21 protein-coding genes are annotated in these 23,077 nt (G+C 67.9%); 5 read left to right on the top strand and 16 right to left on the bottom strand.

The window, feature by feature from the left end; translation table 11 throughout:
• Positions 1 to 96: 96 nt before the first annotated feature.
• From AC0CH8_RS05215 to AC0CH8_RS05235, 5 genes are read right to left on the bottom strand one after another with little or no spacing between them, the layout of a single operon-like run.
• The gene (locus AC0CH8_RS05215) at positions 97 to 897 is read right to left on the bottom strand and encodes a DUF815 domain-containing protein (RefSeq protein ID WP_465238985.1); all 801 of its coding nucleotides are present in this window, start codon (positions 895 to 897) and stop codon (positions 97 to 99) included.
• A gap of 38 nt (positions 898 to 935) precedes the next feature.
• Positions 936 to 2,921 carry a tetratricopeptide repeat protein gene (locus tag AC0CH8_RS05220; RefSeq protein WP_465238986.1) on the bottom strand — a complete coding sequence of 662 codons (1,986 nt, stop codon included), beginning with the start codon at positions 2,919 to 2,921 and terminating at the stop codon, positions 936 to 938.
• A complete protein-coding gene (prsR, locus tag AC0CH8_RS05225; protein ID WP_465238987.1) occupies positions 2,914 to 4,260 on the bottom strand; it encodes a PEP-CTERM-box response regulator transcription factor in 1,347 nt (448 codons plus the stop codon). The genes AC0CH8_RS05220 and prsR overlap by 8 nt, the downstream gene beginning before the upstream one ends.
• Complete coding sequence (gene prsK / locus AC0CH8_RS05230; RefSeq protein ID WP_465238988.1) at positions 4,257 to 6,284, bottom strand: XrtA/PEP-CTERM system histidine kinase PrsK; 2,028 nt, start codon at positions 6,282 to 6,284, stop codon at positions 4,257 to 4,259. The genes prsR and prsK overlap by 4 nt, the downstream gene beginning before the upstream one ends.
• Positions 6,285 to 6,312: 28 nt before the next feature.
• Positions 6,313 to 7,701, bottom strand: a complete 1,389-nt coding sequence (locus tag AC0CH8_RS05235) for a TIGR03013 family XrtA/PEP-CTERM system glycosyltransferase (RefSeq protein WP_465238989.1) — start codon at positions 7,699 to 7,701, stop codon at positions 6,313 to 6,315.
• A 149-nt stretch (positions 7,702 to 7,850) separates the two neighbouring features.
• On the opposite strand from AC0CH8_RS05235, the gene AC0CH8_RS05240 reads away from it, so the two are divergent.
• Positions 7,851 to 8,900, top strand: coding sequence for a mannose-1-phosphate guanylyltransferase/mannose-6-phosphate isomerase (locus AC0CH8_RS05240; RefSeq protein WP_465238990.1), 1,050 nt, complete (start codon positions 7,851 to 7,853; stop codon positions 8,898 to 8,900).
• Positions 8,901 to 8,903: 3 nt separating this feature from the next.
• Here the strand turns inward: AC0CH8_RS05240 and AC0CH8_RS05245 are convergent, their stop codons facing one another.
• From AC0CH8_RS05245 to AC0CH8_RS05260, 4 genes are all read right to left on the bottom strand, one after another.
• Entirely contained in the window at positions 8,904 to 9,467 is a 564-nt protein-coding gene (locus AC0CH8_RS05245; protein WP_465238991.1) for a Uma2 family endonuclease, read from the bottom strand.
• Positions 9,468 to 9,596: 129 nt separating this feature from the next.
• Positions 9,597 to 11,240: a chaperonin GroEL gene (gene groL / locus AC0CH8_RS05250; RefSeq protein WP_465238992.1), complete on the bottom strand. Its 1,644-nt coding sequence runs from the start codon at positions 11,238 to 11,240 to the stop codon at positions 9,597 to 9,599.
• A gap of 54 nt (positions 11,241 to 11,294) precedes the next feature.
• Positions 11,295 to 11,582 carry a co-chaperone GroES gene (gene groES / locus AC0CH8_RS05255; RefSeq protein ID WP_055842436.1) on the bottom strand — a complete coding sequence of 96 codons (288 nt, stop codon included), beginning with the start codon at positions 11,580 to 11,582 and terminating at the stop codon, positions 11,295 to 11,297.
• A 112-nt stretch (positions 11,583 to 11,694) separates the two neighbouring features.
• Positions 11,695 to 13,107: an MATE family efflux transporter gene (locus tag AC0CH8_RS05260; protein WP_465238993.1), complete on the bottom strand. Its 1,413-nt coding sequence runs from the start codon at positions 13,105 to 13,107 to the stop codon at positions 11,695 to 11,697.
• Positions 13,108 to 13,391: 284 nt separating this feature from the next.
• Between AC0CH8_RS05260 and sppA the strand changes: the two genes are divergently transcribed.
• Together sppA and AC0CH8_RS05270 are read left to right on the top strand one after the other, a co-directional pair.
• Positions 13,392 to 15,356, top strand: coding sequence for a signal peptide peptidase SppA (gene sppA, locus AC0CH8_RS05265; protein ID WP_465238994.1), 1,965 nt, complete (start codon positions 13,392 to 13,394; stop codon positions 15,354 to 15,356).
• On the top strand, positions 15,353 to 15,913 hold the full coding sequence (locus tag AC0CH8_RS05270) for an N-acetyltransferase family protein (protein WP_465238995.1): 561 nt from the start codon (positions 15,353 to 15,355) through the stop codon (positions 15,911 to 15,913). Before sppA ends, AC0CH8_RS05270 begins: the two co-directional genes overlap by 4 nt.
• Before the next feature lie 108 nt (positions 15,914 to 16,021).
• Here the strand turns inward: AC0CH8_RS05270 and AC0CH8_RS05275 are convergent, their stop codons facing one another.
• The 7 genes from AC0CH8_RS05275 to AC0CH8_RS05305 all read right to left on the bottom strand — a co-directional run bounded on the left by AC0CH8_RS05275 (position 16,022) and on the right by AC0CH8_RS05305 (position 21,657).
• A complete protein-coding gene (locus AC0CH8_RS05275; RefSeq protein WP_465238996.1) occupies positions 16,022 to 17,044 on the bottom strand; it encodes an NADPH:quinone oxidoreductase family protein in 1,023 nt (340 codons plus the stop codon).
• Positions 17,007 to 17,636, bottom strand: a complete 630-nt coding sequence (gene leuD / locus AC0CH8_RS05280; protein WP_465238997.1) for a 3-isopropylmalate dehydratase small subunit — start codon at positions 17,634 to 17,636, stop codon at positions 17,007 to 17,009. Before leuD ends, AC0CH8_RS05275 begins: the two co-directional genes overlap by 38 nt.
• A 100-nt stretch (positions 17,637 to 17,736) precedes the next feature.
• A complete protein-coding gene (gene leuC, locus AC0CH8_RS05285) occupies positions 17,737 to 19,200 on the bottom strand; it encodes a 3-isopropylmalate dehydratase large subunit (RefSeq protein ID WP_465238998.1) in 1,464 nt (487 codons plus the stop codon).
• A 102-nt stretch (positions 19,201 to 19,302) separates the two neighbouring features.
• On the bottom strand, positions 19,303 to 19,989 hold the full coding sequence (locus AC0CH8_RS05290; protein ID WP_465238999.1) for a glutathione S-transferase: 687 nt from the start codon (positions 19,987 to 19,989) through the stop codon (positions 19,303 to 19,305).
• Positions 19,986 to 20,636: a CoA transferase subunit B gene (locus AC0CH8_RS05295; protein ID WP_465239000.1), complete on the bottom strand. Its 651-nt coding sequence runs from the start codon at positions 20,634 to 20,636 to the stop codon at positions 19,986 to 19,988. Before AC0CH8_RS05295 ends, AC0CH8_RS05290 begins: the two co-directional genes overlap by 4 nt.
• Complete coding sequence (locus AC0CH8_RS05300; protein ID WP_204195038.1) at positions 20,636 to 20,953, bottom strand: DUF5076 domain-containing protein; 318 nt, start codon at positions 20,951 to 20,953, stop codon at positions 20,636 to 20,638. Before AC0CH8_RS05300 ends, AC0CH8_RS05295 begins: the two co-directional genes overlap by 1 nt.
• Positions 20,950 to 21,657, bottom strand: coding sequence for a CoA transferase subunit A (locus tag AC0CH8_RS05305; RefSeq protein WP_465239001.1), 708 nt, complete (start codon positions 21,655 to 21,657; stop codon positions 20,950 to 20,952). The genes AC0CH8_RS05300 and AC0CH8_RS05305 overlap by 4 nt, the downstream gene beginning before the upstream one ends.
• Before the next feature lie 324 nt (positions 21,658 to 21,981).
• Between AC0CH8_RS05305 and rplJ the strand changes: the two genes are divergently transcribed.
• Together rplJ and rplL are read left to right on the top strand one after the other, a co-directional pair.
• Entirely contained in the window at positions 21,982 to 22,497 is a 516-nt protein-coding gene (rplJ, locus tag AC0CH8_RS05310; RefSeq protein WP_204195040.1) for a 50S ribosomal protein L10, read from the top strand.
• A gap of 66 nt (positions 22,498 to 22,563) precedes the next feature.
• Positions 22,564 to 22,938: a 50S ribosomal protein L7/L12 gene (gene rplL / locus AC0CH8_RS05315; protein ID WP_204195041.1), complete on the top strand. Its 375-nt coding sequence runs from the start codon at positions 22,564 to 22,566 to the stop codon at positions 22,936 to 22,938.
• Positions 22,939 to 23,077 lie beyond the last annotated feature (139 nt).

Below are 23,077 nucleotides of genomic sequence, written 5' to 3' on the forward strand. Positions count from 1 at the left end.
TGTAGGACAGCGGATGACGCTCTTTGAACCCGCCGGCTACCTGATCGCGAAACGCCGCATTGGACTAACCTTAGCCTAACCTTCCGCGTCGGCGTCTTACAGGCGACGCCCCTCGCGCCCTGCAAGATCAACGACATACTGCCAGGCGACCCGTCCCGACCGGCTCCCGCGCCGGGTCGCCCACTGCACCGCATCGGCGGCATCGAATGGCAGCCCGTGCGCCTCGGCATAACCACGCACGATTGCCAGATACCCGTCCTGATCGAGCACGTGGAAGCCCAGGCTCAACCCGAACCGGTCCGCCAGCGCCAGATGATCGTCGACCGCATCGCGCGCGTTGATCGCGCTCTCCTGCTCGGCGATGTCGCGTGGTTGCAGGTGGCGGCGATTGGCCGTCACCGCGAGGCGGACATTGCCCGGCCGCGGCTCCGCCCCGCCCTCCAGCATCGAACGCAGCGCCCGCGCCTCGCCCGGCTGATCGACGCCCAGATCGTCGATGAACACCACGAACGCGCGCTCCACGGACCCCAGCCGTGCGAACAACGCCGGCAATCCCGCCATCTCGCCCGCCGACACCAGCGCCAGCGCGCCGCCCTCCGCCTGCACCGCTGCGACCGCGCTCTTCACCAGCGCCGACTTGCCGGTACCGCGCGCACCCCACAGCAGCACGTCCTGCGCCGCGAATCCCTTGGACAGCCGCCGCAGATTGCCAAGCAGCGAAGCCTTCTGCCGCTCGACGCCCAGCAACCGGTCGAGCGGCAAAGGCGCGAACCCCCGCGCCGCGACCAGCACCCCGCCCTCCCAGCGATAGGCGGGATGCGCCAGCGGGTCGGCGGGCTCCCCCGGCGGCGGTGAAAGGCGCTCCAGCGCCGCGGCGATCCGTTCCAGCGGGTCCATGCCGCCGCTCTGGCGACTGGCCCGGTTCGGCGCAAGGCTCAGCCGAGCTGCCGGCGATGTCCTGCGATCGCGGTATCGCCCGGCGCCAGCACCACCGCCTTGTCGAGCAACTGCCGCGCCGCATCGACCCGACCCGCCGCCGCCAGCGCGACGCCGTACGCATCCGCCGCTCCCGCATGCATCGGCTGGGCCCCGTACGCCGCCCGCCCGTAACGCACCGCGACGTCGCCATCGCCATCCCCGGCATAGGCCAGCGCCAGATCGCACAGCAGCGCGACCTCCCCCGATCCGACCCGGCGTCGCACGCCCTCCAGCGTCTCGATCGCCGCATCCCACTGCCCGGACGCGACCTGAAGATGCCCCAGCAGCCGCTGCCCCGCGACGCTCTGCGGGTTCTGCGCCAGATACAGCGCCAGCGTCGCGGCCGCCGCTTCCGACTGCCCGCTCCGGCCCCGCGCATCGATCAGCCGCAGCATCGCCGGCTCGTCGAACTGGAGGTCGGCGGCCCGTGCATAGGACGCATCCGGCCGCTGCCCCGCCAGCGCCAGCACGTCGCCATAGGCCGTCTGCGCCGCCGGCGTCCCCGCGCCGTCCTGCACCAGCGCCCGCGCCTGCCCCAGCGCCCCGCTCGGATCGCCGCTACCGATCAGCCCCCGGATCACGCCGACCGCATAGGTCGGATCGCCCGGAGCCGCCGCCGCTCCGGCCTGCAACGTCGCCAGCGCATCGTCGGTCGCGAACGCCGCCGAGCCGCCGCGCCCCACCGCCGCCGCCCGGTCGAGGAACACCGCCGCCGACCCCCGGTCGCCGGTGGCCTCGAACGCCCGCGCCGTCTGCGTCAGTGCATAGGCATCCGCATCGCCCCGCACCGCGAGCGGCCGCAGCACCGTCAGCGCCCCCTGCGCATCGCCCGATCGCAACAGCGCCGCCGCCAGCAAACGCCGCGCCGTCAGGTTCATCGGCTGGTTCTCGCTCAAGGCCCGCCAAGACGCCGCCGCCCGCTCCCACCGTCCGCCGGCATAGTCGATCGCTCCGCGCAACAACTGCGCACCCGGCAGGCCCGACACCGCGCCGTTCCGCTCCAGCAGCGATCCCGCCAGTTCCAGCTTGCCCGCCCGCGCAGCCAGCACCGCATACAGGTACAGCACCCGCGCATCGCCCGGCCGCGCCTCCGCCGCGCGTCGCAGCGACGCCAGCATATCCGCATTCCGCCCCGCCTCACCCAGCGTCGCGGCATAATCGATCAGGGTCGGCATCGCATAGGCGTCGCGCCACAACGCCGCCTCGAACCATGGCAGCGCCGCGACCAGTCCATATCGCGCCCGAACGACCTCGCCCTCCAGCGCCAGCGCGTGCGGATCACGCGGCATCAGCCGCGCCGCCGCGCCCGCTGCCTCGCTCGCACCGCCCAGATCGCCGCCGGCGAAGCGCAGCCGTCCCAGGTCCAGCCACGCGCGGCCATTGCCCGGATGCTGCGCCACCAGCGTCTCCAGCGCGGTCTTCGCCGCCACGAGCTGACCCTGAACCGCCAGCGCCCGTGCCCGGATGCGCTCGGCGAAATCGAAATAGCGCGAGTCCGACTTGGCCGCTTCCGCCAGCGCGCCGTCGGCGTCGCCCTGCAACAGCCGCGCCTCGGCCCGCAGCTGATGCAGCCGCGCCGCCGGAAAGCCCACCGCCTCCGCCCGCGTCAAGGCTGCTTCCGCCGCCAGCCCGTCGCCCAGTTCCAGATAGGCACGCGCCAGCGCCGCCTGTGCCGCCCCATATTGCGGCGCCGCCGCCACCGCTGCCAGCGCGTTCGAACGTGCGGCGCTGTAATTGCCCGCCTCCAGTGTCAAGAGCGCATTGCCCAGCAGGACCCGCGCATCGACCGGCGCCGGCCGCAGCAACAGCTTGGCCGTGCCGCCGAGTACCAGCAGCGCGCACACCGCCAGCACCGCGATCGACCGCACCCGCGGCGATACCCGAACGCCACGTCGACGCCGTCGCTGCCGCATCATCGGATAGAGCATCGCCGCATCAGCCATGAAGGTCGTAGCTTTTCAAAAGGTCGTACAGGGTCGGCCGGCTGACGCCCAGCAAGCGCGACGCGCCGGAGATATTACCCTCCGCCTGCGCCAGTGCCCGGCCGATCGCCCGCCGGTCCGCGGCCTCGCGGGCGGTGCGCAAGTTCAACTCCACCACGCCGTCGCTGTCCGCCAGATCGAGGTCGGCGGCCGTGACCAGCTTGCCGTCGGCCATGATGACCGCGCGCTTCACCCGATTCTCCAACTCGCGGACGTTGCCCGGCCACCGCCACGCATCGACCGCCGCCCGCGCATCCGCCGCCAGTCCGGTGACGGCGGGGTTCAGCGCCTTGGCGTACCGCCCGACGAAATGCTTCGCGAGCAGCGCCGCATCGCCCGTCCGCTCCGCCAGCGCCGGGATCTTCACCACGATCTCCGCCAGCCGGTAATACAGGTCTTCGCGAAACCGCCCCTCGGCGACCATCGCATCGACATCCTGATGCGTCGCGCAGACGACGCGCGTATCGACCGGGATCGCCTTGCGCCCGCCGATCCGCTCCACCACACGTTCCTGCAGGAACCGCAACAGCTTCACTTGCAACGGCAGCGGCACGTCGCCGATCTCGTCGAGGAACAGCGTGCCGCCCGCGGCCTGCTCGATCTTGCCCTCGGTCGTCTTCACCGCGCCCGTGAACGCGCCCTTTTCATACCCGAACAGCTCGGCTTCCAGCAGCGTCTCGGGGATCGCGGCACAATTGATCGCGACGAACGCGCCCTTCCGCCGCGGACCTGCCTCGTGGATACCTCGCGCCAGCAATTCCTTGCCCGTCCCGCTCGCCCCCAGCAGCATCACCGATACGTCGGCCGGCGCAACCCGCTCCAACTGGCGCGCGACGCGGCCCATCTCGGGCGATGCGTAGAGCAGCCCGCCGAACGCACCCGGCACGACCTTCGCCTGCAACCGCCGGTTCTCCGCCTCCAGCGCATGGACATGAAAGGCGCGCGACACGATCAGGCCGAGCGCATCGATATCGATCGGCTTCTGATAGAAATCCCATGCTCCGTCGCCGATCGCCGTCAGCGCACTCTCCCGCGCACCGTGCCCCGACGCGACGATCACCTTCGTCGTCGGCGCCATCGCCAGCATGGCGTGCAACGTCGCAAAACCTTCGGCGGTGCCGTCCGGATCGGGCGGTAAGCCCAGGTCGAGCGTCACGACCGCCGGCTCGTGCAATCGCAGCGCGTCCAGCGCCGCAGCCCGGTCGCCGACCACGACGACCTCATACGCCTCGTACGCCCAGCGCAATTGCCGCGCCAGACCGGCATCGTCCTCGACGACCAGCAACACCGGACGACTCATGCCCCAACCTCCAATGCAGGGGCGACGGGCAGCACGATCCGAAACCGTGTACCCTCCCCGACACGGCTCTCCACCGTCAGTTGTCCGCCCATTCCCACCACCAATTGTCGCGCCTCATAGGCTCCGATTCCGAACCCGCCCGGCTTGGTCGACACGAACGGCCGGAACAGCTCGTCACGCACGAAGTCGGCGGACATGCCGCTCCCCCGGTCTGCGACGACGATCGCCACGTCGTCTTCCGTCCGCTCGATTGAGATCGTCACCGCCCGATCGGTCGCGCTCGCTTCGACCGCATTCTGGATCAGATGGCTCAGCACCTGCTCCAGCCGCAACGGCTGCGCGAGCACGAGCGGCGCGGTCGCGAGATCCGACGTGACGGGATGCTGTGCACGCCGCGCCGCGACGACGCGGCCGATCAAAGTCGCCACATCGACGGGCTGCGTTGGCTCCGGCCGCGCGCCATCATGCTGGCCCAGTCGCGACAGCAACGTCGCCATGCGGCCAGACGAATCCTTCAGCGTCGCGACCATGTCGGACCGGAACTCGGCATTGTCCGCGTGCCGCTCGGCGTTGCGTGCCACCAGCGTCAACTGGCTCGCGACGTTCTTGATGTCATGCAGCAGGAACGCGAACCGGCGATTGAACTCGTCGAACCGTCGCGCCTCGTCCAGTGCGGTGCGCAGCCGATCCTCCGCCAGAAAGCTCGCCGCCTGACGCCCCGCCACGCGGAGCAGATCGAAATCCTCCCAGTCCAGCGCCCGCTCCACCGGCGGCCTCGCCAGCACGATCGCGCCGACCAGCGCCTCGGCATGCAGCAACGGCAGCACGAACCACGCATCGGCGTTGGTCGTCAGCCATTCGGGCACGCCGGCCGCGACGACATCCATGACGTCGTCGACCACCACCAGCCGACCCGTGTCGCGAAGGTAGCGGGTCATCGTCTCGCCCCCCTCGCCGCTCGCCTCCGCCCAGTTCCAGTCGCCGCCCGGCACCAGCCCGCCGTCCTGCGCCCTCAGCAACAGTCCTGCGGGCGCATCGACCAGATCGGCCAGCGCCTTGATCGTTCGCGTCGCCAGCGGCGCGGTACCCTCGCCGGACGCGCCGAGCGTCGCCGTCACCCGCTGCCACTCGACGCGGTAGTCGTACCGGTGCGTAAACAGATGCTTGGCGACCTTCACGCGGAACCACGCGCGCAGCCAGGGTGTCGACATCAGCGTCAGCAGCGCCGTCGTCGCCCCGATCACGATCGCGGTCTGGACGATGCGGGCATGATCCGGAGCCAGCAGGCCGGCGACATGCGCCCCGAACGCGGTCAGGCCGGCATAGAGCACCAGTGCGATGCCGCCGATCGCCCGAACCGCGACGCTGCGCGACAGCGTCGGCTCCCCCGCGCCAAGGCGATTGGTGGAAAGCAGCATCGCCACCCCGACCATCGCCAGCCCGCGCGCCAGGAACAATCCCGGACCCATCGCGGCATCCGCCATCTCGCCCAGCGCGACGATCAGGTCGCTCGTCCATATCGCGGACAGCGCGATGACGATCACGCGGGCGCTGCCCGTCTTGGGGCTGCGCGGATCGCGCACGATCTGGTGCAGCAGGACCAGCGCGCCGGCCGCGCCCATCATCGCGAACACCGACCGCGCATCGCCCAGCGCGCGCGCCGCCGCCGGGACGTCGACTGCGGCACCGGCAATTGCGACCAGCGCCGTCCCGCCCATCACCGCCGCGACGATCACATACAGCGCGGCAAGAGATCCGTGGCCGCTGCCCGACCGGCGTACCGATACCGCCATCATGCCCAGCCACGCCAGGTTGCGGATCGCCGCCGCCAGGTCTGGGCCGACCTCGTGCGCGTCGATCCCCGCGACGGTCAGCGCCCACAGGCTTGTCAGCAACAGCGTGCCCGCCATCATCCGTTGCAGCGCGCCGCCACGCCGCCACGCTGCCAGCGCCGCCATGCCGAACAGCAAGGCAGCCAGCGCATACGTCCACAGAACCAGCGCGCCGGCGATGGTATTGGTCATGGTCGTACGTTCATCGGAACGATGGGAATCACCGCGCGCCCGACGGCCACAGCACGACCTTCAGCGTCTGGAGCAGGATCAGCAGGTCGAGGAAAGGCGAGTAATTCTTCGCATAATACAGGTCGTATTCCAGTTTGTGGCGGGCGTCGTCGACCGATGCGCCGTACGGGTAGTTGATCTGCGCCCAGCCGGTGATGCCCGGCTTCACCATGTGCCGCTCGGCATAGTACGGGACCTGCTGCTCCAGGTCAGCGACGAACTGCGGTCGCTCCGGCCGCGGTCCGACGAAACTCATCTCGCCCTTCAGCACGGTCCACGTCTGCGGCAGTTCGTCAATCCGCAACTTCCGGATCAGCCGGCCCACGCGCGTGATGCGCGGGTCCCGCTCCGCTGCCCACACCGCCTGCCCGGCGATCTCCGCATCCTGCCGCATCGATCGCAGCTTCAGGATCTCGAACGACTGGTTGTACAGCCCGACGCGGTGCTGCCGGTAGAAAGCCGGTCCCCGCGACTCCAGCTTGATCGCGATCGCGGTCACGATGACGATCGGCAGCGTCAGGATCAGCAGCATCAGGCTGGCGACGATGTCGAACGCGCGCTTGGCCGCACTCGACAGCGCCCGCCCGGATGCGAACCCGTCGGAAAAGATCAGCCAGCTCGGATTGACGCTGTTCAGGTCGATCCGGCCCGTCTCCCGTTCCAGGAAGGTGGAGATATCGCTGACGGCCACGCCGGTCGTCTTCACCCGCAATAAATCCTGCAAAGGCAGCGCGTTGCGCCGTTCCTCCAGCGCCAGCACGACCTCGCTCGCGCGACAGTCGACGACGTGTCCGGCCAGATTGGCGATGGCGCCCCGCTCGACCGCATCGGGCATGACGACCTTCGGCTCGTTCATCGCGACATAGCCTGCAACGACGAAATTGGCACCGGGCTTGGCCGCCAAGGCGCTGATCCGTGCCGCGCGTGCACCCGCGCCGAGGACAACGATCCGCCGCTTGAATGTCTCGCCGCCCAGTATCCCGCCCAGCAGAGCGCGGGTACCGACCAGCAGCACGGCCGCAATCACCATCGCGTACAGCAGGTTGGACCGCCACAGCGTCAGGCCGGGTACCAGAAAGTACAGCAGCGACAGGAACAGCACGCCCAGCGCGATCGCGACCGCCAGCCGCGCCGCCGCGAACCGCAGCGAGACGAAAGATCCGACGCCATAGGCGCCGACCGCCACCAGCGACACCTGCAACGCCGCCGCGAAGCTGATCAGCTGCGGCAGGCGATTGGTGGCCGCGTCGACCGCCATGTCGATCTGGTGCGCGCGGACGATCCAGGCGATCTCCGCCGACGCCATCAACAGCACGGCATCGACCAGCCCCAGCAGCAGGACGACGTGCGGCACGTAATGCTTGAACAGCCGGATCATGGCCAGAACTACTCCGCCGGGCAGGTGTGAAAGTCCCCGACCGCGACGTTTCGCAGCTTTTCCTCAACAAAGGCTGAAACCCGCACCTCGCTTGCGCGCTTGGGTGTCGTGCCGGTCCGCGCTACAGGCCAGCGCTTGCAGGAGGAATCATGAGCAGAACCATCGTCCCGGTGATCCTTTCGGGTGGCTCCGGTACACGCCTCTGGCCGATGTCGCGGCCGGAGCGGCCGAAGCAGTTCCTCGCACTGACCGCCGACGAGACGATGCTGCAACTGACTGCGAAGCGCGCTGTCGGTGCGCAGTTTGCGGCGCCTGTCGTGGTCGCCAACGCCGCGCATGCCGAGGAGGTCGAAACGCAGTTGGCCGCGATCGGCAGCAGCCCGGCCGCGATCATCCTGGAGCCGGCGGGTCGCAACACCGCCCCGGCCATTGCCCTGGCCGCACTCGCCGCCGATAATGGCGAGGATGCGCTGCTCGTCATGCCGTCCGACCACGTCATCGCCGATGTTGACGCATTTCACGCCGCCATTCTGCGCGCACTCCCGCTGGTCGACGACGGTTGGCTGGTGACTTTCGGGATTGCTCCCGACGCGCCGGAAACTGGCTATGGCTGGATCCAGGTCGGCGATCCGGTCGTGGACGGCGTTCACCGCGTCGTGCGCTTCGTGGAAAAGCCGCCGCTCGACCGGGCGGAGGCGATGCTGGCGTCGGGCGATCACGCCTGGAACGGCGGTATCTTCCTGTTCCGCGCCGACCGCTATCTGGCGGCGCTCCAGATCTATGCGCCGGACATCGTCACATCGACGCAGGCGGCTATGGATGCGGCGCGGCGCGAGGGCGTGCGGGTATACCCCGACGCGGAGGCGTTCGCCGCGTCGCCATCGGAGTCGATCGATTATGCCATCATGGAAAAGGCGGAGCGAGTCGCGGTCGCGCCGGTGTCGATGGGGTGGAGCGACGTCGGCAGCTGGGACGCGCTGCACGCGGTCAGCGGACGCGACGGCGACGAGAACAGCCACCGGGGCGAGGTACTGGCGATCGACACCCGCAACTGCCTCGTCCAGAGCGACGGCGCACGCGTGTCGCTGGTCGGCGTCAGCGACCTGATCGTGGTCGCCAGCGGCAACGACATCCTCGTCATGCCCCGCGGTCGCAGCCAGGAAGTGAAGAAGCTGATTGAGGCAATGAAGCGCGGCTGAGGGTCAGTCGCGAGCGAATATCTCGGCGAACGGAAGGCTGAGCTTCAAGGCAGGCAAGTCGACATCGTGCGGCTGCGCGAACAGGTCATCGCGCCACGATGTCGGCCCCAGTCGCTGAAATACGCGGCTGAGCTCATTATGCGGGTCGACCAGTACGATCGTATCGACGGTGGGGAGTCGGCGATACTCCGCCAGCTTTTCGCCTTCATCGATCTTGACCGTGGATGTTGACAGAACTTCCACGATAACGACCGGATCAGTGTAAAACCGCTGCTCTTCTCGCTCGAATGAAGCAGGGTCGCCGCAGAATACGCTGACATCCGGGTAGCGCAAATTCGAATCCGTGACCGCGACCGCCATGTCCGAATTATAGGCCCGGCAACCGGTACCCCGTAACTTGTTCGCCAAGTAGACGAGAATGTTCGTGGCCACGCGTGCGTGAGCCGGCGTGCCGCCCGTCATCATCCGGATTACGCCGTCAACCAGCTCGTACTTGCGACCGTCAGGAAACTCGATGTCCAAGAACTGATCGACCGTGATCGGCTGGTATAGAGGATCGTGGCGCATGGACACTGCATATCACGGCCAGCGAAACGGACAAAGGGCCGGGGGATCGCTCCCCCGGCCCTTCGTTTCGAAACGGACAGCGGTTCCGATTTCGTATCGGGCGGAGCCATTGGCTCCGCCCGACCGAAATCAGAAGTCCATGCCGCCCATGCCGCCCATGCCGCCGCCGCCGGGCATGCTCGGAGCCTTGTCCTCCGGCAGTTCCGACACGGTCGCTTCCGTGGTGATCAGCAGGCCGGCCACCGAAGCGGCGTTCTGCAACGCGGTGCGGACGACCTTGGTCGGGTCGATCACGCCGGCGGTCACCAGGTTCTCGTACGTGTCGGTCGATGCGTTGAAGCCGAACGACGTGTCCGACTGATCGAGCAGCTTGCCCGACACGACGGCACCGTCATGACCGGCGTTCTGCGCGATCTGGCGCACCAGCGCGGTCAGCGACTTGCGGACGATGTCCACGCCGCGGGTCTGGTCGTCGTTGACGCCGGTGACGCCCTCGAGTGCCTTCGTCGCGTAGAGCAGCGCCGTACCGCCACCGGGGACGATGCCTTCTTCGACGGCTGCGCGGGTTGCGTGCAGTGCGTCGTCGACGCGGTCCTTGCGCTCCTTCACCTCAACCTCGGTCGAACCACCGACCTTGATCACGGCGACGCCGCCGGCGAGCTTGGCGAGACGCTCCTGGAGCTTCTCACGGTCGTAGTCGCTGGTGGTGTTCTCGATCTGCGCACGGATCGCCTCGGTACGCGCCTTGATCGAATCGGCTTCACCCGCGCCGTCGATGATGGTGGTGTTGTCCTTGTCGATCGTGACGCGCTTGGCGGTGCCGAGCATGCCGACGGTCACGTTCTCGAGCTTGATGCCGAGGTCTTCCGAGATCATCTCGCCCTTGGTCAGGATCGCGATGTCCTCGAGCATCGCCTTGCGACGATCGCCGAAGCCCGGAGCCTTGACCGCTGCGACCTTCAGGCCGCCGCGCAGCTTGTTGACGACGAGCGTGGCCAGAGCCTCGCCCTCGATGTCTTCGGCGATGATCAGCAGCGGGCGACCCGACTGGACGACAGCTTCCAGGATCGGGAGCATCGCCTGCAGGTTCGACAGCTTCTTCTCGTGGATCAGGATGTACGGATCGTTCAGCTCGACCGTCATCTTTTCCGGGTTGGTGATGAAGTACGGCGACAGATAGCCGCGGTCGAACTGCATGCCCTCGACGACGTCGAGCTCGAAATCGAGACCCTTCGCTTCCTCGACGGTGATCACGCCTTCCTTGCCGACCTTCTCCATCGCTTCCGCGATCTTCTCGCCGACTTCACGGTCGCCGTTGGCCGAGATGATGCCGACCTGGGCGATCTCGCTGGTGCCGGCGACGGGCTTGGAGCGCGCCTTGATGTCCTCGACGACCTTCAGGACGGCGATGTCGATGCCGCGCTTCAGATCCATCGGGTTCATGCCGGCCGCGACCGACTTCATGCCCTCGCGGACGATCGCCTGGGCAAGGACGGTCGCGGTGGTCGTGCCGTCACCGGCGATGTCGTTGGTCTTCGAAGCCACTTCGCGCACCATCTGCGCGCCCATGTTCTCGAACTTGTCCTTCAGCTCGATCTCCTTGGCGACGGTGACGCCGTCCTTGGTGATGCGGGGAGCGCCGAAGCTCTTGTCGATCACGACGTTGCGGCCCTTCGGACCCAACGTCACCTTCACCGCGTCGGCGAGGATATCGACGCCGCGAAGAATGCGCTCACGCGCGTCGCGGCCGAATTTTACGTCTTTGGCTGCCATGGTGGCTACCCTTTCAAACTATCGAAGTGGAGGAAGTGGAGGCGACCGGACGGATCAGGCGACGATGCCCAGAATGTCCGATTCCTTCATGATGAGCAGGTCTTCGCCGTTCACCTTGACCTCGGTGCCCGACCACTTGCCGAACAAAATGCGGTCGCCCGCCTTCACGTCGAGCGGAGTGATCGTGCCATTGTCGGCGCGCGTGCCGGTGCCGGCGGCGACGACCTCGCCCTCCTGCGGCTTTTCCTTGGCGGTGTCGGGAATGATGATCCCGCCGGCCGTCTTCTCTTCAGCCTCGACGCGGCGGACGAGAACGCGGTCGTGCAACGGACGAAAGTTCATCGCTGAGCCCTCTTTTCAGTGTGTGTGACAAATTTCTGGCACTCACCGGGGGCGAGTGCCAACGCCGGGGATATGTGCTCGACATGATGAGTCGTCAACGGGGCAGTTGGAACTATTTCCGGTAGGCCGGTGCCGGAGTCAGACCGAACCCGTCGCGCGCCGCCCACCGCCACAGCAGCAGCCCGGCGACCGCCGCCAGCCCGCTCGCCAGCCCGATCCAGATGCCGACGCCGCGCAGGTCCGTGTAGAAGCCGAGCAGGATCGCGACGCCGAACCCGACGATCCAATACCCGCCCGCCGCCACCAGCATCGGTACGCGCGTATCCTGAAGCCCGCGCAACGCGCCCGCCGCGACGACCTGCGCCCCGTCGAACAGCTGGAACAGCGCCGCGATCGCGAGGAAGCGGATCGCCAGCGGCACCACCGCCGCGTTCTCCGGTGCATTCAGGTCGAGATAGGCGGACACCACCAGCCGTGGCGCGATCCACAATCCGACCGTGGTCAGCGCCATGAAGCCGATGCCCAGCACCAGCGCCGCCGCCCCCGCCCGTCCGATCCAGACCCGGTCGAGCGCGCCATAGGCCATGCCGACGCGGATCGTCGCGGCCTGCGCGATCCCCAGTGGCACCTGAAACGACACCGCCGCGATCTGGAGCGCGACCGCATGCGCGGCAACGTCGACGACGCCGATCAGCCCCATCAGGAATGCCGCGCCGCCGAACAGAGCGCCCTCGAACGTCATCGTCAGTGCGACCGGTACGCCGATCCGCACGATCTCCGCCATCCGCGACCATTCCGTCCGCCACCAGCGGCCGAACAGCCGATAGCGACGCAGCTTCGGATCGAACGTCAGGATGGCCGCGTAAGCACCGGCCATCGCGCATGTCGTGACGACGCTGGCGATCGCCGATCCTTCCAGCCCCAGCGCGGGAAAGCCGGCATGACCGAACACCAGCAACCAGTTGCCGAGGATACCCAGCCCCAGCGCCATCGCCGTGACCGCCATCGCCCAGCCCGGCCGCCCCAATGCGGAGGCGGCGTTGCGCATCACCACGGACACGGTGAACGGGACCATCGCGAACAGCAGGATGTCGAGGAACGCGCCTGCACGAACCGCGACCGCAGGGTCCTGATGCGCCAGCCGGAACAGCGTCTCCCCGTTCGCCAGCAACAGCATGAACGGCACGCTCGCCGCGACCGCCAGCCATATCGCCATCCGGAACGTCCGCCGTACCTCCCGCACCGCATGGCGGCGGCGACCGAGTTCCGCCGCCATGACCGGGGCCGCCGCTCCGACCAGACCCAAAAGCGCGAACGAGATGATGCTGTAGAGGTAAACGCCCAGCGTCGCCGCCGCGAACTCCACCGTGCCGAGCCGCGCGACGAAGATCACGTCGACAGCATAGACGCCCATCTGCAACAGGTTGGCCGCGACCAGCGGCGCGGCGAGCCCCAGCGTCGCGCGCATCTCCCGCGCCCACGTCGCGGGGGCGGCAGTCGTGGGACGGGTGACGGGCGCGTGCATGATGGCGGCTGTAGGGCGATGGGCCGTCCAACGCCATGCCGCCTAGTGCCGCGGTGTCCAAGGAGCCGTCCCGCGAAGGTCGGCCCGCTGCTATGCTTGTCGTCATGCCGAGCGTGTCCCGCCATTTACCGTGGCGATGAACCCTCCGATGTCTCGTCGTGCGGAGACGTGAATGCCGGAACGAGCCGGCCCAATGACGTGAGGTTCAGCCGGCTTCGAGCTCGCTTGCCGCGTTATCCCGAATCCGTTGCCAGCCTCTTGCGCATCCTCTAGCCGTATTAGTCATGACAGACACCACCGCGCCGCAGCCGTCCTTTTCCGATGGCCGCCCTTCGTTCACCGACGGTCAGCCACGCCGGCGGCGCGGCGGCTGGCGGCTGGTGCGCGGCGCGTGGAAGCTGCTGGTGGCGGTCAAGGACCTGCTGGTCCTGATCCTGTTGCTGTTGTTCTTCGCGGTCCTGTTCGCGGCGCTGACCGCCCGGCCGGGTACGAAGGCGATCGGCAGCGGTGCGTTGCTGCTGGACCTCGACGGATCGGTCGTGGAGCAGCCAGAGGAGCCGGCGGCGTTCGCGGCCCTGTCCGGTCAGGCGACCACCCGCCAGTTCCGCCTGCGCGACGTGCTGCGCGCGATCGACACAGCCCGTACCGACACGCGGGTGAAGGCCATCGTGCTCGACCTCGACCAGTTTTCAGGTGCCTATCCTGCCGCGCTCGGCGAGATGGCGGATGCGCTCGTGCGCGTGCGCCAGTCGGGCAAGCCGGTGCTGGCTTATGCGACCGCCTATACCGACGGCAGCTACCGTCTGGCGGCGGCCGCGAGCGAAGTGTGGGTCGATCCGATGGGCGGCGCGCTGTTCCAGGGCGCAGGCGGAACCCAGCTCTATTACAAGGGCCTGATCGACAAACTCGGCGTCAACACGCATGTCTACCGGGTTGGGCGCTACAAGTCGTTCGTCGAGCCCTATACCCGCGCCGACCAGAGCCCCGACGCTCGCGCCGCTTCGCAGGCGCTGTACGGATCGCTGATGGAGCAGTGGGTGCAGGGCGTGACGCGTGTCCGGCCCAAGGCGCAGGTTGCGCGCTTCCTTGCGGACCCGCAGGCGGCGGTCCTCGCGACCGGTGGCGATGTCGCGAAGGCGAACGCGGCAATGGGCCTTGTCGACCGGCTCGGCGACCGGATCGCGTTCAACAAGCGCGTCGCGGCGCTGGTCGGCGGTGACAGCACCAAACCCGCGATCGGCTTCGCCAATATTGGGTACGACGCGTGGGTTGCGGCCAACCCGATGTCGACGACGGGTGATGCGATCGGCATCCTGACCGTCGCGGGCAACATCGTCGACGGCGAGGCCGGCCCCGGTACGGCGGCGGGCGACACGATCGCCAAGGCGATGCTCGACGGGCTCGCCACGAACAAACTGAAGGCGGTCGTGCTGCGCGTCGACTCGCCCGGCGGGTCGGCGCTGGCGTCGGAGCGTATCCGGCTGGCGGTGCTGGAGGCGAAGAAGCGCGGCTTGCCGATCGTGGTATCGATGGGTGGTCTGGCGGCATCCGGCGGCTACTGGGTCTCGACCGCCGGCGACACGATTTTCGCAGAGCCGAACACGATCACGGGGTCGATCGGCATCTTCGGCATCATCCCGACCTTCGAGGCGACGCTGGCGAAGATCGGCGTCACCACCGACGGCGTCCGCACCACACCGCTGTCCGGTCAGCCGGACGTGTTTGCCGGCACGACGCCGATGCTCGACACGATCCTTCAGGCCGGCATCGAGCATGGCTATCGCGAGTTCATCGGCCGCGTCGCGAGCGCGCGTCGCATGACTCCGGCTCGCGTCGACGAGATCGGTCAGGGTCGCGTCTGGGACGGCGGCACCGCCCGCCAGCTTGGGCTGGTCGACCGCTTCGGCGGTCTGGGCGACGCCGTGGCCGAAGCCGCCCGCCGTGCGAAGCTCGACCCCGCGAAGGTCCACACCGTGTATCTGGAGAAGCAGCCGAGCTGGGCGGCGCAGCTGGCGCAGGCGTGGAACGACAGCGAGCGGGACGACGAGGCCGGCGGCGGCGACGCCTTCGCGCGTCTCGCCCTGCAACAGCGGGCGATCGTCGGGCAGGCGCTCGGCGACATGAAGCGGCTGGCGAGCGGCGGGTCGATCCAGGCCCGCTGCCTTGAGTGCGGCGGCTTAGGCCCGAGCACCGGCGCGGTGAGCGATGCCAAGCTGCTCGATCTGGTGCTGGCGCGGTTCGGCCTGTGATCGCGATTCGCGCGGCGACGGCGGCGGACGCGGGCGCGATCGCCGCGATCTATGCGCCGCACGTGCTGGTCGGCACCGCCTCGTTCGAGGAGGAGGCGCCAGACAGCCGGACGATGGCGCGGCGGATCGCGGCCAGTGACGGCTTGTATCCTTGGCTCGTCGCGACGCAGGGGCCGGAACGGACCGGCATTCTCGCCTATGCTTATGCCACCGCGTTCCATCCGCGGGCGGCATATCGCTGGGCGGTGGAGACGACGATCTACGTCGCCGACGCGGCGCAGCGGCAGGGCGCGGGAAGGCTGCTGTACGAAGCCTTGGTCGATACGCTCGCGGCGCAGGGCTTCACGCAGGCGATCGCCCGCATTGCCCTCCCCAACACAGCCTCGATCGGCCTGCACGAGGCGACGGGCTTTCGCCGCGCGGGCGTGCAGCGCGAGGTCGGGTACAAACACGGGCAGTGGATGGACGTGGGCCTCTGGCAGCGCGAACTCGCCCAGCCCGCCACGCCTCCAGCCGAGCCGCGGCCGTTCGCGGATGTCGGCGTGGTGCGGGTCTAACCGCCGCCGTGCGCCCGCGAAGGCGGGAGCCCAGTATTTCTTCGGCCAGCCGCAATCCGCTGGTCTACTGAGTTCTCGCCTGCGGGAAAACACGAGAAGGTAACGGCGCTAAATCAGTAGATCCGTCGTGTCCGCTCCCACCTCGACCACCAGCTTTCCGATCGCACCCCGCGCGGCCATCTTGGCGATCGCATCTCCGCCACGCGCCAAGGGAAACGTCTCGGTCACGCGGGGCGAGATGCGGCCCTCTTCCCACAGCTGGAACAGCGTCGCGACATGCGCCGCGTTGGCGGCCGGATCGCGCGCGGCGAACGCGCCCCAGAACACGCCGCACACGTCGCAGCTCTTCAGCAGCGTCAGGTTCAGCGGCAACTTAGAGATGCCGGCGGGGAAGCCGACGACCAGATACCGCCCCTCCCACGCGATCGACCGCAACGCCGGTTCGGCATAGTCACCGCCGACCGGATCGTAGATCACGTCCGCGCCGTCCTTGCCCACTGCCGCCTTGAACTGCTCCGCCAATGCCTTCGACTGATCCCTGTCGAACGGTGCACGGGGATAGATCAGAACCTCGTCGGCACCGGCCGTGCGTGCTGCCTGCGCCTTCTCATCCGACGAGACCGCCGCGACGACACGCGCTCCGAAAGCCTTGCCGAGTTCGATGGCCGCCAGCCCGACGCCGCCCGCGGCCCCCAGCACCAGCAGGGTCTGACCCGCTTGCAACCGGCCCCGGTCGAGCAAGGCATGGATCGTCGTTGCATAGGTGAGCAGCAGCGCCGACCCCTCCGCGAAGCTCCGTCCCTCGGGCAAGCGATACAGGCGCGCGACATCGACGACCGCCTTCTCCGCCAGCCCGCCATTGCCGATCATCGCCAGCGCGCGGTCGCCGACCTGCCAGTCGCCAGCGGCATCGCCCACCGCTGAGATCGTACCGGCGATTTCGCCGCCGGGTGCGAAGGGACGCGAAGGTTTGAACTGGTACTTGTCCTCGATCACGAGAACGTCGGGATAGTTGATCGCGCAGGCGCGGATATCGATCACGACCTGCCCCGGACCCGCCACCGGATCGGGCGCCTCGGCCAGTTCCAGAGTTTCAGGTCCGCCCGGCGTCCGCGACAGCAATGCCTTCATAACCGCGTTTTCCCTCTACCCAGGGGCGCGTGCTGGCCGCAGCGCCTTCGAAATTTGAAATCTGGGTATCTCTTGCCAGTGTCAGGCCGATCTCGTCCAGCCCCTCCATCAGGCAGCGGCGACGGAACGGGTCGAGGTCGAAGGAAAAGCGATCCTGATACGGTGTGGTGACGGTCATCGTCTCCAGATCGACGGTCACGTCATGATCGACGGCGGTTTCCAGCAGGCGATCGATCGCCTCTTGCGGCAGCACCACCGGCACGATGCCGTTCTTGACCGCGTTGCCCGAAAAGATGTCCGAGAAACTGGGCGCGATCACGGCCGTCACGCCCATGTCGGCCAAGGCCCATGCCGCATGCTCGCGGCTGGACCCGCAGCCGAAATTGTCGCCGGCGATCAGGATCGGCGCGCCGGCATAACGCGGATCATCGAACAGATTGCCCGGCTGCGCGCGCACCGTCTCGAACGCGCCACGGCCGAGCCCGACGCGCGAGATGGTCTTCAACCAGTGCGCCGGGATGATGACGTCGGTGTCGACGTTCTTCGCACCCCAAGGATAGGCGCGCCCCGAAACGCTGGTGACCGCCTGCATCAGCGGTCGCGCTGCGCCGCTGCGGGGCGAGCGATGCTGGCACCATAGGCGGCGAAGCCGCTGACGAGCGTGCCGACGACCAACAATGCGAGAACCTTCTTCATGACATCACTCCCCCGAAATCATTGTTATCCCGCGACATCAGGTCGCGCACGTCCGCCAATCGCCCCGTGACCGCCGCCGCCGCCGCCATCGCCGGCGACAACAGATGGGTGCGCGCACCCGGCCCCTGCCGCCCGACGAAATTGCGGTTGGAGGTCGAGGCGCAGCGTTCGCCCGGCGGCACCTTGTCCGGGTTCATCGCCAGGCACATCGAACAGCCCGGCTCCCGCCACTCGAACCCCGCACCGACGAAGATCCGGTCCAGCCCCTCGGCCTCCGCCTGACGCTTGACCAGACCGGACCCCGGCACGACCATCGCCCGCACGCCGTCCGCGACGCGGCGCCCCTGCGCGACGGCGGCGGCGGCGCGCAGATCCTCGATCCGGCTGTTGGTGCAGCTGCCGATGAAGACGTGCTGGACGCCGACGTCCTGCATCGCCGTACCGGGTGCGAGACCCATATAATCGAGCGACTTGCGCGCCGCATCGCGCTTGGCCGGGTCGGCGAAGCTGTCCGGATCGGGGACGATCCCGGTGATCGCGACGACATCCTCGGGACTGGTGCCCCAGGTCAGCGACGGTGCGATATTGGTCGCGTCCAGTGTCACGGTTCGGTCATACGCCGCGCCCGGATCGGACGGCAGCGTCCGCCACCACGCGACCGCCTTGTCCCAATCCGCACCCTCGGGCGCCATCGGCCGCCCCTTCAGATAGGCGAAGGTCGTCTCGTCCGGCGCGACGAGGCCGGCGCGCGCGCCACCCTCGATCGACATATTGGCCATCGTCAGCCTGCCCTCGATCGACATCGCACGCACGACCTCGCCGGTATATTCGACGACATAGCCGGTGCCGCCCGCCGCGCCGATGCGGCCGATGATGGCGAGGATCACGTCCTTGGGACTGACGCCGAAGCCGAGCGAGCCATCGACGCGGATTTCCATCGTCTTCGATTGTTGCAGCAGCAGCGTCTGCGTGGCGAGCACATGCTCCACCTCCGACGTGCCGATTCCGAATGCCAGCGCACCGAGCGCCCCGTGCGCGGAGGTGTGGCTGTCGCCGCACACCAGCGTCGTACCGGGCAGCGTAAAGCCCATTTCCGGCCCCACGACGTGGACGATCCCCTGCTCCGCCGCGGTCGCGTCGATATAGTCGATGCCGAATTCCGCGGTGTTGCGGCGCAAGGCGTCCAGTTGCTGCGCGCTTTCGGGATCGGCGATCGGCAACAGACGCCCATCCGGCCCGATGCGCGGCGTCGTCGGCAGATTATGGTCTGGCACCGCCAGCGTCAGTTCGGGCCGGCGCACGCGGCGACCAGCGACGCGAAGCCCCTCGAACGCCTGCGGGCTGGTGACCTCGTGAACGAGGTGACGGTCGATATAGATCAGACACGTGCCGTCGTCGCGCCGCTCGACGACATGCGCGGCCCAGATCTTCTCGTACAAAGTGAGCGGACGACTGGCCATGATCGCGCGGCGTTAACCCAAACCGGCCGGGTCGCCAAGGCCGATGCAGTTTAGTTGTCCCTCGCTCCACGCAATGACAGCGACGCCCGTTGCGTCTGATCCTCAGCCGGTGCGGTGATCCTGGGTCACCGTACCGCACGCATGCAGCTCCGCCTCGTGCCCGGCTTCTCGCCAGCTTTCGGCCAGGGCCGCGGCCTCCCATTCGCGCGCAGCGGGGTGATCGAGCAGGCGCTCCACCCACCCCTGCCCCGCAGCACCGACATCGATGCCATAGGTGCGGACGCGGTAGGCAACCGGCGCGTAGAACGCGTCCGCGGCGGCGAACGCCGGCCCTGCCAGCCACGGCCCGCCGAACCGCGACAGCCCCTCGGCCCAGAGCTCGGCAATGCGTGCCACATCCCGCGTCAGCGCCGCCGATCCCGGCATCGCCGCGACGCGGACGCCGACGTTCATCGTCCGCTCGTTGCGCAACGCCGAGAACCCGCCGTGCATCTCCGCCACCGCGCTCATCGCCCACGCGCGGGCAGCTTCGTCACGCGGCCAGACGCCCTCGTGCCGCTCCGCCAGATACAGTACGATACCAAGCGAGTCCCATACCGTCCGCTCGCCGTCGATCAGCACCGGCACCTGACCGGTCGGCGAAAAGGCGCGGAACGCCGCGTAGTTCTCCGGTGCCGCGAACGGCTCGATCCGATCCGCGAACGGAATGTCGAGCGCACGCATCAGCAGCCACGGGCGCAGCGACCAGCTCGAATAATTCCGGTTCGCGGTAACGAGCGTGTAGCTCACGCCGTGTACGCCGCCGTGGTCTTCGTCCGCACCTCGTCAGCGGTGACGCCCGGCGCACACTCGATCAAGCGGAACGGACTGTCGTGATCCGAACGCTGGAACACCGCGAGATCGGTGACGATCATGTCGACGACGTTCTTCCCCGTCAGCGGCAGCGTGCAGGCCGGGATGAATTTCGGATCGCCGTTCTTCGACGTATGCTCCATCACGACGATGATCTTCTTCACGCCCGCGACGAGGTCCATCGCGCCGCCCATGCCCTTGATCATCTTGCCGGGGATCATCCAGTTGGCGATGTCGCCGTCCTGGCTGACCTCCATCGCGCCCAGCACGGTCAGGTCGATATGCCCGCCGCGGATCATCGCGAAGCTGTCCGCGCTGCTGAAATAGACCGACGAGGGCAGTTCGCTGATCGTCTGCTTGCCGGCGTTGATGAGGTCCGGGTCCTCCTCGCCCTCGTACGGAAACGGACCGATGCCGAGCATCCCGTTCTCCGACTGGAGCGTCACCGTCATGCCCGCTGGGATGTTGTTCGCGACCAGCGTGGGAATGCCGATCCCGAGATTGACGTAGAACCCGTCCTCCAACTCCTGCGCAGCGCGGGCAGCCATCTGGTCGCGGGTCCAGCCCTTCACGTCCTCGGACATCAGTTCAGCTTCCCTTCCTGGATGGTTTCGATCTCGCCGAACTGCTCGCGCAACTGCCGCCCCAGCCCGTCGACGATTGCCTGTAGCGCGGCATCCTCGCCGATCGCCCACGTGCCGGCATAGGCACGCGCGGCGTGGCGGATCGTGTCCGCCATCAGATATCCGAACACGGTCGGGTCCTCCAGCAGATGCGCGGCGATCCACACGCTCGCGCCGCCATTGTTCGTGATCCAGATGCGCGCCACCTCCGCGGCGTCGGCGGTCAGCACATCGCCCTCGTCCAGCGAGATTTCGCCGGCATGCGCGGGCGTACTCACGCTGCCTCGCGCGGGCGGGTCAGGCGGAACTCGATCTTCTTGTCGTACGGTGCGCCGACGATCATCCGCTTCACGTAGATGCTCGGCAGGTGGATCGCATCGGGATCGAGCGAGCCGACCGGCACCACCTCCTCGACCTCCGCGACGCAGATGCGGCCGGCGGTGGCCATCGGATGGTTGAAGTTGCGCGCGGTCTTGCGGAAGATGAGGTTGCCCGTCTCGTCCGCCTTCCACCCCTTGATGATCGACAGGTCGGCGCGGATGCCGCGTTCCAGGATGTAATCCTGACCGTCGAACGTCTTGACCTCCTTGCCCTCGGCGACCTGCGTGCCGACGCCGGTCTTGGTGTAGAAGCCCGGGATACCCGCGCCGCCGGCTCTGCAACGCTCTGCCAACGTACCCTGCGGACAGAACTCCACCTCCAGCTCGCCGCTCAGATACTGGCGCTCGAACTCCTTGTTCTCGCCGACATAACTGGAGATCATCTTCTTCACCTGCCGCGAGCGCAGCAGCTTGCCGAGACCCTCATTGTCGATGCCGGCATTGTTGCTGGCGATCGTCAGGTCCCTCACGCCCGACGCCTGGATCGCGTCGATCAGCCGTTCCGGAATGCCGCACAGGCCGAACCCGCCGGCGCAGATCGTCATGCCGTCGTGGAGCAATCCCTCCAGCGCCGCGCCCGCATCCGGATAAAGCTTCCGCATCCCGCAATCCTCCTGATCCTGCGCGGGAGCGATAGGCGGCACCCCCGCCGCTGGTCAACGCGGGATGGCGCATTGACTTTGGCCCGGAAACCGTTAGTGGCACCCCCGCATCCGGTAGGTTCGCCCGCCGGATTCCGTCCTAGACAGCAGGTGCCGGGGATTTGCCCGGCTTAATGCCCTGCCGAGACGGGGATAGGTTTTTTCCTGCCGCTTTTCCATGCGGCCGGTCCCCCATTCCCTCGTCGACTGGACAAGCCGGTGCGCGTCGCGTGCCGGTGGTAACCGGACATGGCTTTCGGGGCATGTCCAAACGTGGAGAATGGCATGGATCGGACTGAAAAGGCCGCGGCCGTCGCCGAGTTGAACCGTAACTTTGCCGAAGTCGGCGTGGTCGTCGTGACCCGCAACCTCGGCATGACCGTCGCACAGTCCACTGTGCTGCGGAACAAGATGCGAGACGCCGGCGCGACCTACAAGGTCTCGAAGAACAAGCTTGCCAGGATCGCGCTCGACGGGACCGACTACGGATCGATCGGCGATATGCTGACCGGCCCCGTCGCTCTCGCTTCCTCGATCGACCCGGTCGCCGCAGCCAAGGTTGCGGTCGACTTCGCGAAGACGAACGACAAGTTCGAAATCGTGGGCGGTGCGATGGGCTCGACGCCCCTCGACCTCGCGGGCGTTCAGGCACTCGCCACGCTGCCATCGCTGGACGAACTGCGTGCCAAGATCGTCGGCCTCATCGTGGCACCCGCCACGAAGCTGGCAACGATCACGCAGGCTCCCGCGGCACAGATCGCACGCGTGCTGTCCGCCTATGCGGAGAAGGAGGCGGCGTAAGCCGTCGACGCATTTCCTGGTTTCAATCGTACTTTGGGGGCCGATGCCCCCGCATGGAGAATACACATGGCAGACCTGAACGCGCTCGTTGAGAGCCTGAGCGAACTGACCGTCCTGGAAGCAGCCGAGCTGTCGAAGCTGCTCGAAGAGAAGTGGGGCGTTTCGGCCGCAGCAGCGGTCGCAGCACCGGCAGCAGCCGGCGGCGCCGCCGCACCGGCCGCTGAAGAGCAGACCGAGTTCGACGTGATCCTGACCGGCGACGGTGGCAAGAAGATCAACGTCATCAAGGAAGTCCGCGCGATCACCGGCCTGGGCCTGACCGAAGCGAAGGCTCTCGTCGAGGGCGCGCCGAAGGCCGTCAAGGAAGGCGTGAACAAGGACGAGGCCGCGAAGCTGAAGGCTCAGCTCGAGGCCGCCGGCGCGACCGTCGACGTCAAGTAAGCCGCAGAACGGGGTGGCGTACCGCCGCCCCGTTCGAGGCCGGCCGGCCGGCGGCGCGCAGCGCCTTCCGACGACATGGGCTTCGCCCATGTCGGCCACCGGCCCAGCGACTGACAAAAGGGGCGGCTCCGCAAGGGGC

It is taken from the genome of Sphingomonas sp. AC435, from assembly GCF_979253005.1.

What these genes read in the sequence shown, in the direction of transcription:
- AC0CH8_RS05215 (WP_465238985.1), bottom strand. Translation starts at nt 897, where the DNA reads ATGGACCCGCTGGAACGGATCGCCGCGGCGCTGGAGCGCCTTTCACCG.
- AC0CH8_RS05220 (WP_465238986.1), bottom strand. Translation starts at nt 2,921, where the DNA reads ATGGCTGATGCGGCGATGCTCTATCCGATGATGCGGCAGCGACGGCGT.
- prsR (WP_465238987.1), bottom strand. Translation starts at nt 4,260, where the DNA reads ATGAGTCGTCCGGTGTTGCTGGTCGTCGAGGACGATGCCGGTCTGGCG.
- prsK (WP_465238988.1), bottom strand. Translation starts at nt 6,284, where the DNA reads ATGACCAATACCATCGCCGGCGCGCTGGTTCTGTGGACGTATGCGCTG.
- AC0CH8_RS05235 (WP_465238989.1), bottom strand. Translation starts at nt 7,701, where the DNA reads ATGATCCGGCTGTTCAAGCATTACGTGCCGCACGTCGTCCTGCTGCTG.
- AC0CH8_RS05240 (WP_465238990.1), top strand. Translation starts at nt 7,851, where the DNA reads ATGAGCAGAACCATCGTCCCGGTGATCCTTTCGGGTGGCTCCGGTACA.
- AC0CH8_RS05245 (WP_465238991.1), bottom strand. Translation starts at nt 9,467, where the DNA reads ATGCGCCACGATCCTCTATACCAGCCGATCACGGTCGATCAGTTCTTG.
- groL (WP_465238992.1), bottom strand. Translation starts at nt 11,240, where the DNA reads ATGGCAGCCAAAGACGTAAAATTCGGCCGCGACGCGCGTGAGCGCATT.
- groES (WP_055842436.1), bottom strand. Translation starts at nt 11,582, where the DNA reads ATGAACTTTCGTCCGTTGCACGACCGCGTTCTCGTCCGCCGCGTCGAG.
- AC0CH8_RS05260 (WP_465238993.1), bottom strand. Translation starts at nt 13,107, where the DNA reads ATGCACGCGCCCGTCACCCGTCCCACGACTGCCGCCCCCGCGACGTGG.
- sppA (WP_465238994.1), top strand. Translation starts at nt 13,392, where the DNA reads ATGACAGACACCACCGCGCCGCAGCCGTCCTTTTCCGATGGCCGCCCT.
- AC0CH8_RS05275 (WP_465238996.1), bottom strand. Translation starts at nt 17,044, where the DNA reads ATGAAGGCATTGCTGTCGCGGACGCCGGGCGGACCTGAAACTCTGGAA.
- leuD (WP_465238997.1), bottom strand. Translation starts at nt 17,636, where the DNA reads ATGCAGGCGGTCACCAGCGTTTCGGGGCGCGCCTATCCTTGGGGTGCG.
- leuC (WP_465238998.1), bottom strand. Translation starts at nt 19,200, where the DNA reads ATGGCCAGTCGTCCGCTCACTTTGTACGAGAAGATCTGGGCCGCGCAT.
- AC0CH8_RS05295 (WP_465239000.1), bottom strand. Translation starts at nt 20,636, where the DNA reads ATGTCCGAGGACGTGAAGGGCTGGACCCGCGACCAGATGGCTGCCCGC.
- AC0CH8_RS05305 (WP_465239001.1), bottom strand. Translation starts at nt 21,657, where the DNA reads ATGCGGAAGCTTTATCCGGATGCGGGCGCGGCGCTGGAGGGATTGCTC.
- rplJ (WP_204195040.1), top strand. Translation starts at nt 21,982, where the DNA reads ATGGATCGGACTGAAAAGGCCGCGGCCGTCGCCGAGTTGAACCGTAAC.
- rplL (WP_204195041.1), top strand. Translation starts at nt 22,564, where the DNA reads ATGGCAGACCTGAACGCGCTCGTTGAGAGCCTGAGCGAACTGACCGTC.